General features: G+C 45.2%; 10 protein-coding genes and 2 tRNA genes. 7 read left to right on the top strand and 5 right to left on the bottom strand.

The window, feature by feature from the left end; genetic code table 11:
* Positions 1–39 precede the first annotated feature (39 nt).
* Positions 40–393 (bottom strand): Spx/MgsR family RNA polymerase-binding regulatory protein, encoded by a 354-nt coding sequence (locus ACAM37_RS03015; RefSeq protein WP_369626528.1) that lies wholly within the window; start codon positions 391–393, stop codon positions 40–42.
* Between the two features lie 95 nt (positions 394–488).
* Between ACAM37_RS03015 and leuS the strand changes: the two genes are divergently transcribed.
* From leuS to ACAM37_RS02980, 7 genes are all read left to right on the top strand, one after another.
* Positions 489–3,149: a leucine--tRNA ligase gene (leuS, locus tag ACAM37_RS03010; RefSeq protein ID WP_369626527.1), complete on the top strand. Its 2,661-nt coding sequence runs from the start codon at positions 489–491 to the stop codon at positions 3,147–3,149.
* A 136-nt stretch (positions 3,150–3,285) separates the two neighbouring features.
* A complete protein-coding gene (locus ACAM37_RS03005; RefSeq protein WP_369626526.1) occupies positions 3,286–3,852 on the top strand; it encodes an LPS-assembly lipoprotein LptE in 567 nt (188 codons plus the stop codon).
* A 29-nt stretch (positions 3,853–3,881) separates the two neighbouring features.
* Complete coding sequence (holA, locus tag ACAM37_RS03000; protein ID WP_065252996.1) at positions 3,882–4,901, top strand: DNA polymerase III subunit delta; 1,020 nt, start codon at positions 3,882–3,884, stop codon at positions 4,899–4,901.
* A gap of 299 nt (positions 4,902–5,200) precedes the next feature.
* Positions 5,201–6,511, top strand: coding sequence for an efflux RND transporter periplasmic adaptor subunit (locus tag ACAM37_RS02995; RefSeq protein ID WP_369626525.1), 1,311 nt, complete (start codon positions 5,201–5,203; stop codon positions 6,509–6,511).
* A gap of 78 nt (positions 6,512–6,589) precedes the next feature.
* On the top strand, positions 6,590–8,572 hold the full coding sequence (locus ACAM37_RS02990; RefSeq protein WP_369626524.1) for a MacB family efflux pump subunit: 1,983 nt from the start codon (positions 6,590–6,592) through the stop codon (positions 8,570–8,572).
* Between the two features lie 256 nt (positions 8,573–8,828).
* Positions 8,829–8,904, top strand: a tRNA-Lys gene (locus tag ACAM37_RS02985).
* 95 nt (positions 8,905–8,999) lie between these two features.
* Positions 9,000–9,075, top strand: a tRNA-Lys gene (locus tag ACAM37_RS02980).
* 240 nt (positions 9,076–9,315) lie between these two features.
* Here the strand turns inward: ACAM37_RS02980 and ACAM37_RS02975 are convergent.
* From ACAM37_RS02975 to smc, 4 genes are all read right to left on the bottom strand, one after another.
* Positions 9,316–9,594, bottom strand: a complete 279-nt coding sequence (locus ACAM37_RS02975; RefSeq protein WP_007115896.1) for a lipoprotein — start codon at positions 9,592–9,594, stop codon at positions 9,316–9,318.
* A 203-nt stretch (positions 9,595–9,797) separates the two neighbouring features.
* Positions 9,798–11,819 (bottom strand): NAD-dependent DNA ligase LigA, encoded by a 2,022-nt coding sequence (gene ligA / locus ACAM37_RS02970; RefSeq protein WP_369626523.1) that lies wholly within the window; start codon positions 11,817–11,819, stop codon positions 9,798–9,800.
* Positions 11,820–11,975: 156 nt separating this feature from the next.
* The gene (locus ACAM37_RS02965; protein WP_369626522.1) at positions 11,976–12,917 is read right to left on the bottom strand and encodes a cell division protein ZipA C-terminal FtsZ-binding domain-containing protein; all 942 of its coding nucleotides are present in this window, start codon (positions 12,915–12,917) and stop codon (positions 11,976–11,978) included.
* A 158-nt stretch (positions 12,918–13,075) separates the two neighbouring features.
* Positions 13,076–16,723, bottom strand: coding sequence for a chromosome segregation protein SMC (smc, locus tag ACAM37_RS02960; RefSeq protein WP_369626521.1), 3,648 nt, complete (start codon positions 16,721–16,723; stop codon positions 13,076–13,078).
* Positions 16,724–16,921: the final 198 nt, after the last annotated feature.

Genomic DNA, 16,921 nt, shown 5'->3' with positions numbered 1-16,921 from the left:
CGGATTGACTTTTCCTTGTCCCTCTTTACTTGCCTAGTTTTACATGCCTAGTTTTTCAAAGGCAGTTTCATCAAAACCAATGATTAACTCATTGTTTGAGACGACAATCGGGCGCTTAATCATACTTGGCTTAGCCACCATCATATCTAACGCAGCATCCACATCTTGCTTTATTTGGCCTTTTTGCGCATCGCTAAGGTTGCGGTAGGTTGTACCTTTGGTATTTAATACCTTATCTATACCTGCTCGCTTTACCCAATTGGCTAATGTCGATTTATTTATCGCCTGTTTTTTGTAGTCAAAAAATTCATACTCCAAACCCAGTGCAGTTAATTTATCAAACGCCTTTTTCATGGTGCTACAGTTTTTGATACCGTAGATGGTGATGCTCATATTGGCTCCTTTTTTTATCGCAATTTTTACGGTTTTAGGCTATGCTATGGGGCTTAATATATTTTCCCATTCAAATACTGCAAATTCAGACCATTATGAGTAATTCAGCTTTAACCAGTCAATACCAACCCCAAGAGATTGAGCCCGCCCAACAACAAAAATGGGAACAGCAAAATCGCTATCAAGTAAACAACGCGGCATCAGATAAGCCATCACGTTATTTGCTATCTATGTTTCCCTACCCCAGTGGCAAGCTGCATATGGGGCACGTGCGCAACTACACGATTAGTGATGTGTTGAGCCGTTACTATCGGTTAAAAGGTTATGAAGTATTGCAGCCAATGGGCTGGGATGCGTTTGGTATGCCTGCAGAAAATGCAGCGATTGCCAACGCTGTTGCCCCTGCTGCGTGGACGTTTTCAAATATTGATAACATGCGCGCACAGCTCAAATCATTAGGACTATCGATTGACTGGTCACGTGAATTTGCCACTTGTACGCCCGAATACTACAAGTGGGAGCAATGGCTATTTGTACAACTGTTCAAAAAAGGCTTGGTATACAAAAAACTCTCAACAGTGAATTGGGACCCTGTTGATAATACCGTCCTTGCCAATGAGCAAGTGGTGGATGGTCGCGGTTGGCGCTCAGGTGCGCTAATTGAAAAACGCGAAATCCCCATGTACTACTTTAATATCACCGCCTATGCAGACGAGCTGTTAAATGATTTGGATAAGCTAGAAGGTCATTGGCCACAGCAAGTGATTACCATGCAGCGCAACTGGATTGGTCGCTCTGAAGGCATGGAAATTCATTTCCCCTATAACTTAAATGGTGAAGAAAAAACCTTAGATGTATTCACTACCCGTCCTGATACCTTAATGGGCGTGACTTATGTATCGGTGGCAGCTGAGCATCCACTGGCAAAACACGCTGCCGCGACAAATCCTGCCCTACAAAGCTTTATTGAAGCCTGCAAAAAAGGCTCAGTTGCAGAAGCAGACTTAGCCAAAGCTGAAAAAATGGGTATGGATACGGGTCTGACTGTCACCCATCCGTTGACCGGTGAGCAAGTGCCTGTTTGGGTCGCTAACTACGTCTTAATGAGCTACGGTTCTGGCGCTGTCATGGCAGTCCCTGCGCATGATGAACGCGACTTTGAATTTGCCAATAAATACCAGTTACCTATCAAGCAAGTGATTGACCTGGACGAAAACCATAAGCAAGGTCAACAGTTTGATGCGACGACTTGGCAAGACTGGTATGGCGATAAGCAAAATGGCGTGGCTATTAACTCGGGTGAGTTAGACGGTTTAAATTTTAAACAAGCCTTTGACAACATTTTAACCCAACTTGAGCCAAAAGGCTTGGGTAAAAGAACCATTAATTATCGGCTACGCGATTGGGGGGTATCTCGTCAGCGTTATTGGGGTTGCCCAATTCCAGTTATCAACTGTACAGACTGCGCTACAGTGCCTGTCCCTGAAAATCAGCTGCCTGTGGTATTACCTTTAGATGTAGTGCCCGATGGACGCGGCAATCCCCTCAACAATCTCGCTTCATTTACTGATGTCAACTGCCCATGTTGTGGTAAGCCTGCCAAACGTGAAACCGATACCTTTGATACTTTTGTAGAATCAAGCTGGTATTACGCGCGTTTTGCCTCACCCAATTATACCGATGGGATGATTAATAAAGTCGCGGCCGATAAATGGCTACCTGTAGATCAATATGTAGGCGGTGTTGAGCACGCTGTGTTACACTTACTGTATGCGCGTTTTTTCCACAAACTTATGCGTGATGAAGGCTTGGTGCAGGGAGATGAACCCTTTGCCAATTTACTCACCCAAGGCATGGTCTTGGCGGGTACTTATCTTCGCGAAAATGCCGATGGTAGCAAATCCTATTACTTTCCAGAAGAAGTTGATATCCGCTACAACGACAAAGGTCAGCCCATCGAAGCGACCTTAAAAGCCGATGGTCAGCCTGTCAAAATTGGCAAAATCGAAAAAATGTCGAAGTCAAAAAATAATGGTGTCGACCCCCAAGCGACCATTGATCAATATGGCGCAGATACGGTTCGACTTTACACCATGTTTACCGCGCCTGTCGACCAGACGCTTGAATGGATTGACGATGGACTAAAAGGTCCGTATAACTTTTTGAAAAAAGTCTGGCGTTATACCATCGAGCATGCCGAAACCTTGGCACAACAATCTTTAACCGCAACAACGCTATCGGTGAGTGACGCCCAGTCGCTGAGTAAAGCTGCTAAAAGTCTACGCCGTAAAACACATGATACTATCGGCAAATTAGATGACGCGTTTGGCAAAAACTTGGCGCTCAATACGCCTGTGTCATTTTTAATGGAATTGTCGAACGAACTCACCGCGTTTGACATTCATTCAGACAGAGATTTGGCGGTAGCCAATGAAGCACTTATAACATTATTGACCTTGCTCACCATGTACGCGCCGCACATGGCAGAAGTCTTACTTGAGGAGTTAGGGATTGATGTGATGACACTAACCTATCCAACCGTTGATACTTCAGCCTTGGTACAAGACACTATTACCATGGTGGTGCAAGTCAACGGCAAAATCCGGGGTCAAATGGATGTGGCGCCAAACAGTGACAGCGATTGGTTAAAAGCCGAAGCGAAACAACTCGACAGCGTCGCTAAATTTATCACCGGTGATATCGTCAAAGAAATCGTGGTGCCCAATAAATTGGTCAATATTGTGGTAAAAGCCTAATTGATTACAAGGGCTTATTGGCAACCTAAGCCCTTTTTTACCCTGAAGCTTTATAATAACTTGAAGCTTCATAATAAAGTGTTATCACAAGCAATACCGACAATCATAGATGGGTAACTAACAGACAGGTAACTATATGAATCAGCCATTTCTTCGTATCTTCCTAAGCAGTGTGTTACTGACGCAGCTACCTGCCTGTGGTTTTCATCTACGCGGGTATGATGCGCCTATGTCACAGAATATCCCAACCACTGAGCTGATTTTTAACAACACGCCTGAAGCCTATGCGGTTAAAAATGCGTTAAAAAAACAACTCGACCAACTAAGCATTAACACTCAAGATAGGGTGACTGATAACAAGGCAACCACCCAATCAAATACTACCTTGCCTGCCAGTATTGAAGTCAAAAACATTCGCCTGCAAAACTACCAGCTACGCGGTATTTTGACCGAAATTCGCATGGTGTTAAGCGCAGAGGTAAGCTATCGCGCCATTGAAAATGGTCAACCCCGCACGCTGACCAATACGATTCAAGTACAGCGCAGCTATCAGTATGACCAAGGCGTGGTAGCGACCGACAATCCCCAAGCCGAGCAAATTAAAGTATGGTTGTATGACAACCTGGCGCAGCGTATTGCTGACCAATATGTCGCACTGAGCCTTCCAAAAATCACCAAAGTGCCGACCACAACTACCCCCTAACCCTACCCAACCTAATTGATAACACGCTGATGCAGTACAATTTTTTAAATGCCTTTCAACATCTCAAAAATAGGCAGGACCCAGCCACTGGCCTGTGGCTAATGCATGGCGATGAAGATTTGCTGTCACAGTGGCTGATAGAAAAAATGTCGCCAAATTGGCGGCAGCATAATATGGCAATTTCGCGCATGGATATTACCAGCGCCAAATCATGGCAAGCGGTTTTGGCAGAGCTGAACAGTATGTCACTGTTTGATGACAACAAAGCAATTATCGTTCACGGCAATCATAAACCCGATAAAGAGGCGTTAGCAGAATTAGCGCAATTTGCGACGAGCAATCCAAGCAATTGCTTAGTCATTATCAGTGATAAATACGATAAGAAAAGCCAAAGCAGTGCGTTTTTTTCGCTTTGCGATAAATTTGGTCAGGTCATCGAATGTCATCTTTATCAAGAACAGCAACGCGAACAATTGCTACAGCAACACGCGCAAGACTTTGGGCTCGAACTCACCAAACCCGCTTGGCAAATGCTAATGGCACAAACTCAGCATAATTTGCTAGCGGCTTACCAAAGTCTGTGGCGACTCTCCTATCTTTATGCTACAACAGATGCGAATCCCCCTACCCATTTTGTGACCATCGATGAGCCTCAGCTGTTTGATGGGTTGGTGAGTCAATCTATGTTTACCACCTTTGATTTATCGGATGCCATGTTGGCAGGTGATACCGCGCAGGTTGCAAAAATCTTGCAGCAACTCAAAGCCAGTGAAGAACCAGAGAGTCTGGTGTTATGGATGATAGCCAAAGATATGCGCAATATTTTAAGCTTGCAATCAGGGGCAAGCTATCAAAGCCTCGGCATTTGGCAAAGCAAGCAACAGCTGTACAGTAAAGCCCTGCATCGTCATTCCCATGACGCTACCCGAAACTGGTCGGATGCACTGTACCAAGCCGACCAAGCCATCAAAGGTCTGGTGCAACAACCGGCTTGGGAGCTGCTCTACCAACTCGCTTTTCGTCTAGCGGGTCAACCGTTATTTCACTAGTTGCTTTAAAAGCTACTTTAAAAGTTGCTTTTAAAAATGCTCCGCAGCCTTTGCAACCTTTCAAACAGCACGCCCATCAAAACACATACAATCCACCACCCCCAAATTTTTAATGCGTTTTTCTTACTCATAACATTTATTTTATAATCCCGTAAGATTATGTGGTTATAATTCAAAATCCTTGCGACTTACCTATTTTTATTGCAATTTATTCTCATTTAGCTTTTAATACTCCCTGTTAAAAATCTGCATTTATTTAATTTTTCTCAATTTTTTATCCTTTGATAAGGCTTGGCACGATGACCGCTACCCAAAAAAAATGGCTCAAATGGGCAATCTTAAGTTTGATCGTTATTTCGCTGGCAGCGTTAGCTTATTGGTACTTTAAACCCAAACCCCAAAAACCCAATTACATCACCGCCAATGTCGAGCGTAGCGATATTGAAAACAGTGTCATGTCCACGGGCAAAATTGAAGGCATTAAACAAGTGGATGTTGGCGCTCAGGTGTCAGGGGAAGTGACAAAATTGTATGTTGAAGTGGGTGATACCGTCAAAAAAGGCGATGTTATTGCTCAAATTGACCCAGTTACCCTGCAAAACACCTTAACCACGCAGCAGGCTACTTTACAGCAAAGTAAAGCGAATTTGGAAAGTACCAAATCCGCCTATCAGACCAAACAAGCCGCGCTTGCCACAGCACGAGCCGACTTGAAAGGTAAAATAGCAACCTTGCAACAATCGCAAACAGAATACAATCGCCTAAAATCCTTGCTTGCCATGAATGCCATCTCCAAACAAGAGCTGGAGCAAGCGGATACCGCTGTCAAAACAGCCCAAGCCAATGTAGACAGCGCCAAAGAAGCGATTGCGACTGCCCAAGCAAATATTGCCTCATCACAAGCCGATATTGTCAGTGCACAACAAACCATAAAAAAATCGCAAACGGACGTCAATACGGCTGAAAAAAATCTTGGGTATAGCCAAATTGTTGCCCCAATGTCAGGCACGGTGATTTCTATCACCACCAAACAAGGGCAAACAGTAAACGCCAATCAATCAGCCCCCACCATTGTGACATTGGCAGATTTAAGCAGTGTGCGCGTAAAAGCCAAAATATCAGAAGCCGATGTCGTTAACCTCAAAGTAGGGTTGCCTGTTTATTTCAATATCATTGGACGCCCAGATAAGAAATACCAAGCCACACTGTCGACCATTGGACCTGCGCCCGATGGCACTACCGCCAGTGATTCATCGACCTCAACGGATTCAGCGATTTATTACATTGGTTATTTTACTGTCCCCAATCCCGATGGCGCGCTACGTATCAACATGACAGCGCAAGTCTATATTGTTGAAAATAAAGTCAGTAATGTGCTTAGCGTACCCGCTGCGGCAATTAAAACCGACCCAAAAATAGGCAGTTATGTTGAAGTCGTACAAGCCGATGGTACTACCAAAAAACAAGCGGTCAAAACAGGTGTCACCAATCGTATTACTACCCAAATTCTTAGCGGCGTCAACCAAGGGGATAAGGTGGTTGTGGGTCAAGCAACGGTGAGTAAATCAAGTTCATCGTCTAAAAATAACGGTGGCCCGCCGATGATGTAATTATCGGTAGATGATAACCCTAGATTGTAAACGTTGATTATAACCTATGACGCATGCTAACTTTGAGACACACGGCTGATGATAACGCAAGATACCAAACAACCTATTATGGAAGTGAAGGATTTAATCCGCGAATTCCCTGCAGGTGATGAAAAAATTCGGGTTTTACATGGGATTGACTTGACCATTTATGAAGGTGAAATGGTCGCAATTATCGGTCAATCAGGCTCGGGTAAATCCACCTTAATGAATATCTTAGGCTGTCTAGATCAGGCGACTGCGGGCAGTTACCACATCTATGGCAAAGCGGTGGACAAACTCAGCGCAGACGAACTTGCCGAGCTTCGCCGTGAGCATTTTGGGTTTATTTTTCAGCGCTATCATTTACTCGGTGACATCAATGCCCAAGACAATGTCGCCGTCCCCGCTGTGTATGCAGGGATGCCGGTGCGGCAACGTGAAGCGCGCGCCACCCAATTGTTAGACGACTTAGGGCTTGCGGCAAAAACCCAAAATCGCCCAAGCCAACTCTCCGGTGGTCAACAACAGCGTGTGTCTATTGCTCGTGCCTTAATGAATGGTGGCGACATTATCCTGGCTGATGAACCGACTGGGGCATTAGATAGCCAATCGGGCAAAGACGTGATGGCAATTTTGAGAAATCTAAATAGCCAAGGTCATACCATCATTATGGTGACCCACGATCCTTCTATCGCTGCCCAAGCCGAACGCGTGATTGAAATCAAAGACGGACAGATTCTTAAAGATTATTATACCGACAATAGATTTGATAAAACCAAAGCGGTTCAACACCTAAATTTTGCCAAAAAGTCTGGTGTTACCGCGTTTTTAGACCGCTTATCTGAAGCCTTTAAGATGTCTGTTTTGGCGATGAAAGCCCATAAAATGCGGACATTGTTAACCATGCTAGGTATTATCATTGGTATTGCCTCTGTGGTATCGGTAGTGGGTCTAGGGCAAGGCTCTCAACAAAAAATTCTCAATGATATCAGCTCCTTAGGCACCAATACTTTAACCGTACGAGATGGCTATAAATTTGGTGACCCTCGCCGTAAATACCATGATAATAATTTAACAGATGCCGATGCCAATGCTGTCGCAGAACAACCTTATGTGCAAAGCGTCAGTCCACAAGTCAGCAGCAATACCGCCACCGCCCGTTACCGTGAAACAGAAGCTTCTGTGAATGTCAGTGGCGTGGGCAAAGATTATCTAACGGTGAAAGGCGAAAAACTCGCGCTTGGGCAAACCTTTAATGACAATAGTATCACCTCGATGACCCAAGATGTGATTATTGATAATAATGCAAAAACCGCCTTTTTTGGCAATGTCAGCGATCCCATTGGTGAAGTGATGTTGGTGGGTAGTGTGCCCGCTCGCGTCATCGGTGTATTGCAGCCGTCTGAGCAAGCTTTTGGTCCAAGTTCAGACACCCCTACCCTATATATGCCTTATACCACTGTGATGCATAGAATGGTTGGTACTAGTCATGTAGATAGTTTTATTGTGCTACTAAAAAATACTATCTCGTCTAGTGCCGCTGAGCAAGCTGTTTCTGATTTGATAGAGCAGCGACACGGCACCGATGACTTTCGTATTCAAAATTCTGATTCAATTCGTCAGACGATTGAATCCACCACAGGCACGATGACATTACTGGTTTCGTCGATAGCCATTATTTCTTTGATCGTGGGGGGTATTGGCGTCATGAATATCATGCTCGTCTCAGTTACCGAACGTACCAGTGAAATTGGTGTGCGCATGGCAGTGGGCGCAAGACAATCTGATATCATGCAGCAGTTTTTGATAGAAGCGATTTTGGTATGTATCTTGGGCGGGATTTTAGGTATTAGCCTAGCGTTTGGTATCGGCGCTTTAATTAACAAATTTGCAGGGGGTAATTTCCAAGTGGTGTATTCAACCACCTCCATTGTAGCGGCTGTGGTGTGTTCCACTCTCATTGGTGTGGTTTTTGGGTTTATTCCCGCGCGCAATGCCGCGAGACTCAATCCTGTCGATGCCTTATCAGGTGGTGAATAAAAGTTTTATCACCTAGTTAATTAATACCTAGTTAATCCACGTCTAGCCAATCAAGATTTATTTAATCAAGGCTAGATAAGTTAAAGGTATGATAAGTCGATGAATTTAAGCCGCTATCTTGATGCAAATCTTTGGTTGAAAAAATTGTGCAAAAAGGCTTGCAAACCAAGATTTAATGCGTATAATATGCACTCACTTAACGGCAATAGCCAAAATAAAAACGTTAAAAATCGTTTTTGATTGCCTTAACAGTTTTGGATCGTTAGCTCAGTTGGTAGAGCAGTGGACTTTTAATCCATTGGTCCCGCGTTCGAGTCGCGGACGATCCACCATATATTGCTTTGCAATTTTTTAATGCTTTAGCAAATCATAGATTTGCTCTTGCGAAGCTAAAAACGTCTCCCAGACGTTTTCTTAACGCTTCTCAGGATCGTTAGCTCAGTTGGTAGAGCAGTGGACTTTTAATCCATTGGTCCCGCGTTCGAGTCGCGGACGATCCACCATATCCAAAGCCCTTATCGAATTGATAAGGGCTTTTTTTATACCCTTGATTTTGTAACGCTATGATTTAGGCTAGCAGTTTAGGTTAGAAAAATAAAAATCACCTAGTTGAACTTATCTTTGATTGTATCAAATAGCTTGCCTAACGTTTAGCAAAGAAAAAAGCCAAACCATTAAAGGTTTGGCTTTTAACAGCATCGCTGTCGGATGCTGTCGAGATAGGCTATGACTTTTAGTATAGCTTATTTTTGGTATGGATAGTTAGGTGATGTACTTAATACATAGCCTGTTGCCCCGCCCGCTGCTGCACCGATTGCCGCAGCTTTACCGATGTCGTTACGGTTGCCATCTGATTTTGCCAGTGCACCTAATGCTGCACCCGCTACCGCGCCTTGCGTCGCCGCGCGAGAAGAGCCTTGGGTAGTGACGCGGTTGCCATAGGCATCAGTGGTTGCACACGCTGTCAATGCTGTTGAACCAACAAGTGTCGCAAGTACCGCAAGTGTTTTAAGTGATTTCATAGTTTTCTCCAGTAGGGTTTCCATTTGCTAAAATGTCAGGTGCTTTTAGCAACTTACGGAAGATATATTAGCGTAAATTTTTCACCCTATTGTTATAAATAAAGACTGATTTATACGTGTTTTGTAAGTAACCTTGCTATAATTTGGGCAACAAATAGCTTACTCAAGGTTGCGTTAACTTTTTCTACAATACCGCACATATATTAGGCATGATACGTGTTCAATAAATCGGTGAATTGCGCTTCAGTCACCACTTTCACCCCCAGTTTTTCAGCATTGGCAAGTTTACTGCCCGCTTTTTCGCCTGCGAGCAGTGCGGTGGTCTTGGCAGAAACGCTGCCTGAGACTTTTGCCCCTAATGCTTGCAGTTTGGCTTTGGCTTCGTCACGTCCCATGCTTTCAAGGGTGCCTGTAATGACCCAACTTTGACCTTTAAGCGGCTGATTACCTTCAGGCACTTGGCTGACAGGCTGCCAATGAATACCCGCTTGTAATAGTCGATTAATGACTTCGATATTGTGCTCGGCACGAAAAAACTCAAAAATCGAGTCTGCGGTTTTTTCACCGACATCGGGGGTTTTTTGTAAGGCTTCAATACTCGCTGCCATGAGCGGCTGCAAGTCGCCAAATTGCATGGCTAAATTCATCGCCGTGCTCTCGCCTACGCCACCAATACCCAAGGCAAAAATAAACCGCGGTAAGGTCGTATCTTTACTTTTTTCAATGGCGGCTAGCATATTTTCGACAGATTTTTCCCCTAATTTTTCAAGGTTGATGAGCGCATCGCGGTGCTTGCTCAGCGCATAAATATCTGCGACATTTTTAACAATACCTTGCTCAAAAAAGTTAATCAACCAGCGCTCACCAAGCCCGTCGATATCCATCGCTTTACGACTGACAAAGTGAATCAGCGCTTCTTGTTGCTGGGCTGGGCAAAATAACCCGCCGGTACATCGTGCCAGCGCTTCACCTTCTGGCATGATAACGGGTGAATCACACACCGGGCAATGCGTCGGCAGGCTCACCACTTGGGCATTGGCGGGGCGCTCGTCCGTCCAAACGCGCGTAACTTTGGGTATGACATCACCGGCACGGTGTACGCTGACCATGTCCCCTGCTCGAATGTCTAAACGCTGAATTTCACCGATATTATGCAGGGTCACATTGCTCACAGTGACGCCACCGACATTGACAGGTTCAAGTTTGCCCACAGGCGTCAACTGACCTGTGCGCCCAACTTGCCACTCAATCGCATTTAGACGCGTCATCACAGTTTCGGCAGGGAATTTATAGGCGGTTGCCCAGCGTGGCTCACGGCTTAAAAAGCCCAGTTGCTCTTGCAAGGCTAAACTATTGACCTTAATCACCGTGCCATCAATTTCAAAGGGTAAGTGACTGCGTTTTTCAATCACCGCTTGATAATACGCTTGCAGCTGCGCGGCTGTTTGCACGATTTTGATATCGCTAATGCTAAAGCCCAACGCTTTTAGCCAAAAAAGCGCATCGGATTGGGTGGTAATCTCAGCGGGTAAGCCTTGATTGACGGAATAGGCATAAAACGCCAGTGGACGACTTTTGGCGATATTTGGGTCAAGTTGGCGCAAACTTCCCGCAGCGGCGTTACGCGGATTGGCAAAGGTTTTCTCCCCTTTCGCCTGTGCATCACGATTGAGCTTGGCAAACCCTGCTTTGGGCATGAGTACTTCGCCGCGCACTTCTAGCCGTGGTATATCAATCGCTAGCTGTAGGGGTAGATTTCGAATAGTACGCACGTTTTGGGTAATATCTTCGCCTGTTTGACCATCGCCGCGCGTGACCGCTTGGGTAAATTGTCCGTTTTGGTACAACAGTGAAACCGCAAGCCCGTCAAGTTTGAGCTCGACTTCATATTCAGGGTTTTGCTGATTGTCTGCCAAACGGTCATTGACCCGTCGCATAAAGTTCTGTAAATCATCAAAAGTAAATAAATTACCCAGTGACAGCATGGGTATTTGGTGGGTGACTTGGGTAAAAAACGGCAACGGCTTGTCACCTACTTGGTTGGTAGGGCTATCGCTTTGTACCAATTCAGGATACGCGGTTTCTAGTGCCACCAGTTCTTGGCGAAGTTGGTCGTATTCGCTATCTTCTAACAGCGGATTATCTAGGACATAGTAAGCGTGGTTATGTTGTTTTAGCTGTGCAATGAGTTTGCGCATTTGCGCAGTAATAGCGTCTGTGTTCATAATCATGATGCTTTAAAAAAGATAACAGATATTTTACAACAAAGTGATGGTTTACTTGGTCAATTTTTTCAGTCATCAGGTCAGTCAAAACAATAAACATTTTGGCAAATAAAAAAAGGCACTCGTGAGGAGTACCTTGTTTCATTTTAGTAAAATCTATCGACCAAAATTAATGGCAAGCTCGCGCATGGCTTGGGTGTTTTCTTTGTTAATCGGCTCGCCTGTGTCGTCATATACTGTGGCATTTAGGTCATTGGCAAGCAATCCTGCGATACTCATCATGCTATCAAAGCCTTGAACAGGGCGTGGATGTGGTAGCGATAAAAATAATACCAAGCCTTTCATGGTTTGCGTCGGTAGTCGATTGAGATCGAAAGGTGAAATACCTTCATTATCAATCATCATCAGACTAAACCACAATAAGCCTGTCCCGTCTTTGTTTTCGTAGCGATGGAACATATTCATCGCACCAAACTTCAAGCCATACTTGTCAATCAGCTCTAACAGATAATCGCCTTTAATGTCGACAAACTGCTGATTAGGAAAAATACTGATGTTGATATTTTGAATCGCGTTGTTGAGTGGGCTGTTTTGTTCTTCGTCAATTTGCGCTTGGATATGGGTGTCCAAAATTGGGCTGTTATCGGTAAAGCTGTCATTTTTTAGCTGATTTTCATCGAAAGTATGCACAACAGGGCTGATAGTCTCTGTGGCATTGGCGAGCATGCTAAAAGCGTCGTTTTCGTTTTCCACAAATGTATGGGTTTCTGCCAATAATTTGTCATTGGCAGATTTAGTGACATTGGCAAAACCGTCATTGGCTGGATAGTTGTCTAGGTGTAACTCGGTATCGTCCGCGCTTAGCTTTACTTCGCCTTTAGGATTGTCGGGTGTAATTTCTGCTTTAAACAACTGGCTTTCTTCGGGCTCAGGGCGCTGATGGCGTGGAATAATAGGTAGACCATCTTTGTCATGTTCAATCGCGTCAGTCGCTAATACATCTTGGTTTTTTTGACGAATGGATTTTAGTAGCGTGTAAATACCCCAAACGATAGCAACAACCGCAAGAATGATAAGAATAAGCTGAGTGATAGACATAAACAACGACCTTTGAGAAAGACGATAACGACCCTGTTTGTAGTGTAAAAATTTTTACATCGGTATTTTTGCCGTTATACTATCATGACTTCATAAAATCAGCTAGAAAAAACCGTGACAAGGCTTGACTTTTTGCGTATTTGACAGGTGAAAATCGCTTATGCCAAATAAGCTTCCACCTCCGCCATATCCACACTGACCAGCTTGGACACCCCCGCCGTTGGCATGGTCACACCTTTGAGCTCATCAGCAATTTGCATGGCAAGTTTGTTATGACTGATAAAAACAAACTGTACGTCTTTGGCAAGCTGCTCAATTAAGCGGGTAAAGCGCGCGACATTGGCATCATCGAGCGGCGCATCGACTTCATCGAGCACACAAAATGGCGCAGGCTGCTGTTTAAAAATAGCAAAGATTAAACTTAGCGCCGTCAAGGTTTTCTCACCGCCCGATAACAGCGCTAGCCGGCTGTTCTTTTTGCCTTTTGGCTGTGCCATAAGCTCTAACCCTGACTGCCAGCCTTTGCCGCTGTTATCTTTGTCATTGGTATAGTCTGATAACACCAGCTGCGCTTGCCCGCCGCCAAACACTTGGGTAAATAGCTTGTTAAGCTCGATATTGACTTGGGTCAACATATCCATAAAAAGCTGTTTGGTCTGACTGTCAATCTGCTGGATAGCAAGTTGTAATTTTTCAATGCTTGCGGTCAAATCCGAGATTTGCTCAGCAAGGGGCGCCAAGCGGCTGTTCACTTCACCGAGCTCAGCCACCGCGGCATGATTGACTGCCCCAAGATTAACCACCTGTGATGCTAACTGGTCGAGTTGTCGCTGTAGTTGCTCGCGTTTGTTGCTACCCATTAACTCAATATTGTCAGTTTTTGGCACGGCGATTTTGCGACTAGTCAATTGCTCACCAATTAATGCGACGTTTTGTTTTGCTAGTGCCAATGCGGTGTCGGTGGTGTGGTATTGCTGTTGTAGTTGGCTCAACTGCTGCTGAGACTCTTGCACAGCCAATTGCGCTTGATGCACCTCGGTTTCCATGATTTTCAAGGTCATTGTCAATTGGGTAACGCTGTCATTGGCGGTTTGCAGTTGCGTCGAGTCCACCGTGAGTTGCTGTTGTAGCTGTGGCAAGCGTGCCTGCTGCTCGCTAATTTTATGACTCAGCAGCTGCTGCTCACTGGTGAATCTTGCTTGGTCTTGCTCAGCTTTGGCAAGTTGCTGCTCACTTGCGGTGATTTGCAATTGTCCGGTTGCCAGTGTTTGGGTGATGCGATTTTGTTGTTGTTCTAGCTCGCGCTGCTGACTGGCAAACTGGTTTAAGCGTTCATCGAGTGACTGGCGCTCGCTGATTTGCTGCTGTAATTGCGGTTGTAAATGCGAAAGCGTGTTGCTTAGCTCATAAACCCGCTGTTGTTCTTGGTGCAATTTGTCAGCAAAATCTTGCCCCTCTTGTTGTAGACGCTCGCTGTCACTGTCTAGACGTTTTTTATCTTGATTAAGTTTATCGAGTGCGGATTGATAGTGATACTGCTGTTGTAGTTTTCGTTGCTGGCATTGCTGTTGTTGCTGGGTTAGGCTTAGCAGTTGATTACGCGCGGTTCGGTCTTGCGCTTGCCATTCTTGCAGACTAACCTTCGCTTGTTGCAAGCGATCGGCTAGACGCTGTAGTTGCGGTTGTTGCTGCGCCAAGTATTCATCGAGCTCTTCAATACGGGCTTCATTCATCAACTGCTGGCTAAAACTGATAACCTGCTGACCCTCAGCTTGCAACAAATGGCTTAGGTTAATCAGCAGCTGATTATTACAGAGTATCAGCTGTTGCGCTGATGTCTGCACCAGCAACCAATCGCCCGTTGGTAAGTTATCGAGCAGCCCTTTATCCTGCACATCTGCCCAGTCAAGTGGCGTAGCACTGATCCAAACCTGCTGAAAAATAGCCAGATTGGGCGCCGCAATCAAAGCAGACAGTGGCAGACAACCTTCTATTAGATGGCTGTTCGCTGTGTGATTTTTCGAGGTGTGATGTAAAGTTGGTTTATTATCAATAAACACCGCATGGTCATGGATGATTTGGGCAAAATCTTGGTCAGCCGCGATAGACCATTTGGCAAATACCGTAACTAGGGTATCAAAAACATTGGCATACCCCTTACCTGTTTCGGTCAATTGCAGTTGACTGATAAGTTTTGGCAAACTGCTAGTATGTTCTTGATTGGGTGACTGGTGGATAACTTGGGCAAGGGCAGTTTCTTGTTGTGCTAGAAAATTTTGTAGTGTCGCGTGCTCGGTTTGCCACGCTTGGTACTGCTGCTCAGCTTGGCGATGCTGACAGGTTAAGCTGTCAACTTCATCGGCTTGGTCAGCGATAGACTCTTGACGGGCGATGATATTGACTTCAAGACGTTCAATCTCATCACTGAGTTTCGTCATTTGCATGTCTAGTTCGTTATTCTCAAACGCTGCAAATTGCTGATCAAATGCGGCCTTAGCAGTCTGCCATGCCAATATGGCTTTGTCATGTTCGCTTTGGCGTTGTTGTTGGCGCTGTTGTTGGCTGGCATGGTGTTTGAGGGCATTTTCACTGACGGCAAGATTTTTTTCTACGTCTTGCTTTTGCTTATTTAATGCCACTAAATTTTTTGCAATTTGCTCACGCTGCTGTTTGCAATCATCTTGTTCATCACGCAATTGGCGCAATTGTGCGGTAAGCTGTTCAAGCTTTGCAGGTAAGCCTTCAATACGCATTTGTGCTTGCTGTTTTTGTGCTTGCAACTCTTGTTGATACTTAGCAAAACGCCCCAGCTCAACATTGAGGACATTCAGGCGTTGTTGGTCATTGGCAAGGGCTTGCTCAGCTTGCTTCAGTAGACTTTGCGTTTCATGCTGCTGCTGCCAATAATCCTTAGCAAGATTTTGCTGGTTTTGTAAAGTGTACTGTTGCTCAGTCAGAGCCCGCTGGGCAAGTTGCTGCTGCTCGATTAATCCTTCAATGAATACTTGCTGAGCATCCACGCGCTCACGCATCGCTTGAAAATCTGCCGCGAGTGTTTGCTGTTTTTGCCATGCCCGCCCATAGTCATCAATGAGTAGTTGCTCACTGATCGCTTGCTGCGCTTGTTGCCATTGCTGGGCTTGTTGTGCCGTTTTGGCTTGTTTTTCTAGGCGTTTTTGTTGGCTGGTTAGTTCGCTGACCATATCATGCAGGCGCGCTAAATTATCGCTTGCGGTATCGAGCTGTTTTTGGGTGTCATCACGCCGGCTTTGGTAGCGCGACACGCCCGACGCCTCTTCAATAAACTCTCGTAGCTGCAACGCATTGGCATCAATGATGCGCCCTATCATACCCTGCTCAATCACCGCATACGAGCGCGCACCAAGGCCTGTACCCAAAAAAATATCGACCACATCGCGGCGGCGTACTTTGGTGCCATTGATAAAGTAATCGGATTTGCCTTCTTTATTGATTTGCCGACGTACCGATAATTCTTGATACAGATTTAGCGCGTGGTGGATGCCGCTGCTACCATCTTCGCCGCGGGTATGTTCAAACACCAATTCTACGCTTGCCAAACTTTTGGCGGACTTGTCTTGCGTGCCTGCAAAAATGACATCACTCATCGCGCCGCCGCGGAGCTGCTTGGCGGAGGATTCGCCCAGCACCCAGCGGATGGCATCAATCACATTGGATTTGCCGCAGCCATTGGGCCCGACAATCGCGGTGATGGTTTTGGGGAAATGAAACGTTGTAGGGTTGGCAAAGGATTTAAAGCCTGCCAGTTTGAGCTGTTTTAACCGCATGTTGCTAGAGTGTAGGTATCAAAAAAAGGCGCTTATTTTAGCAAAATTTTAGCGATTATTCATTAAATCTATGCTGACTTGATCTATGCTGAATTGGAACACAGAAATCAGGCTAAACTTACTAAACCCTTAAGCTGATAAATCTGCCATAGCATAAAAAAAGCATAAAAAAACCGCTAAGTGGATTAGCGGTTTTAT

The sequence above is a fragment of the Moraxella sp. K23 genome, from assembly GCF_041154765.1.
GTDB lineage: Bacteria > Pseudomonadota > Gammaproteobacteria > Pseudomonadales > Moraxellaceae > Faucicola > Faucicola tetraodonis.
Note: the sequence above shows the minus strand (reverse complement) of the source record. Positions and strands in the feature narration are given on the sequence as shown.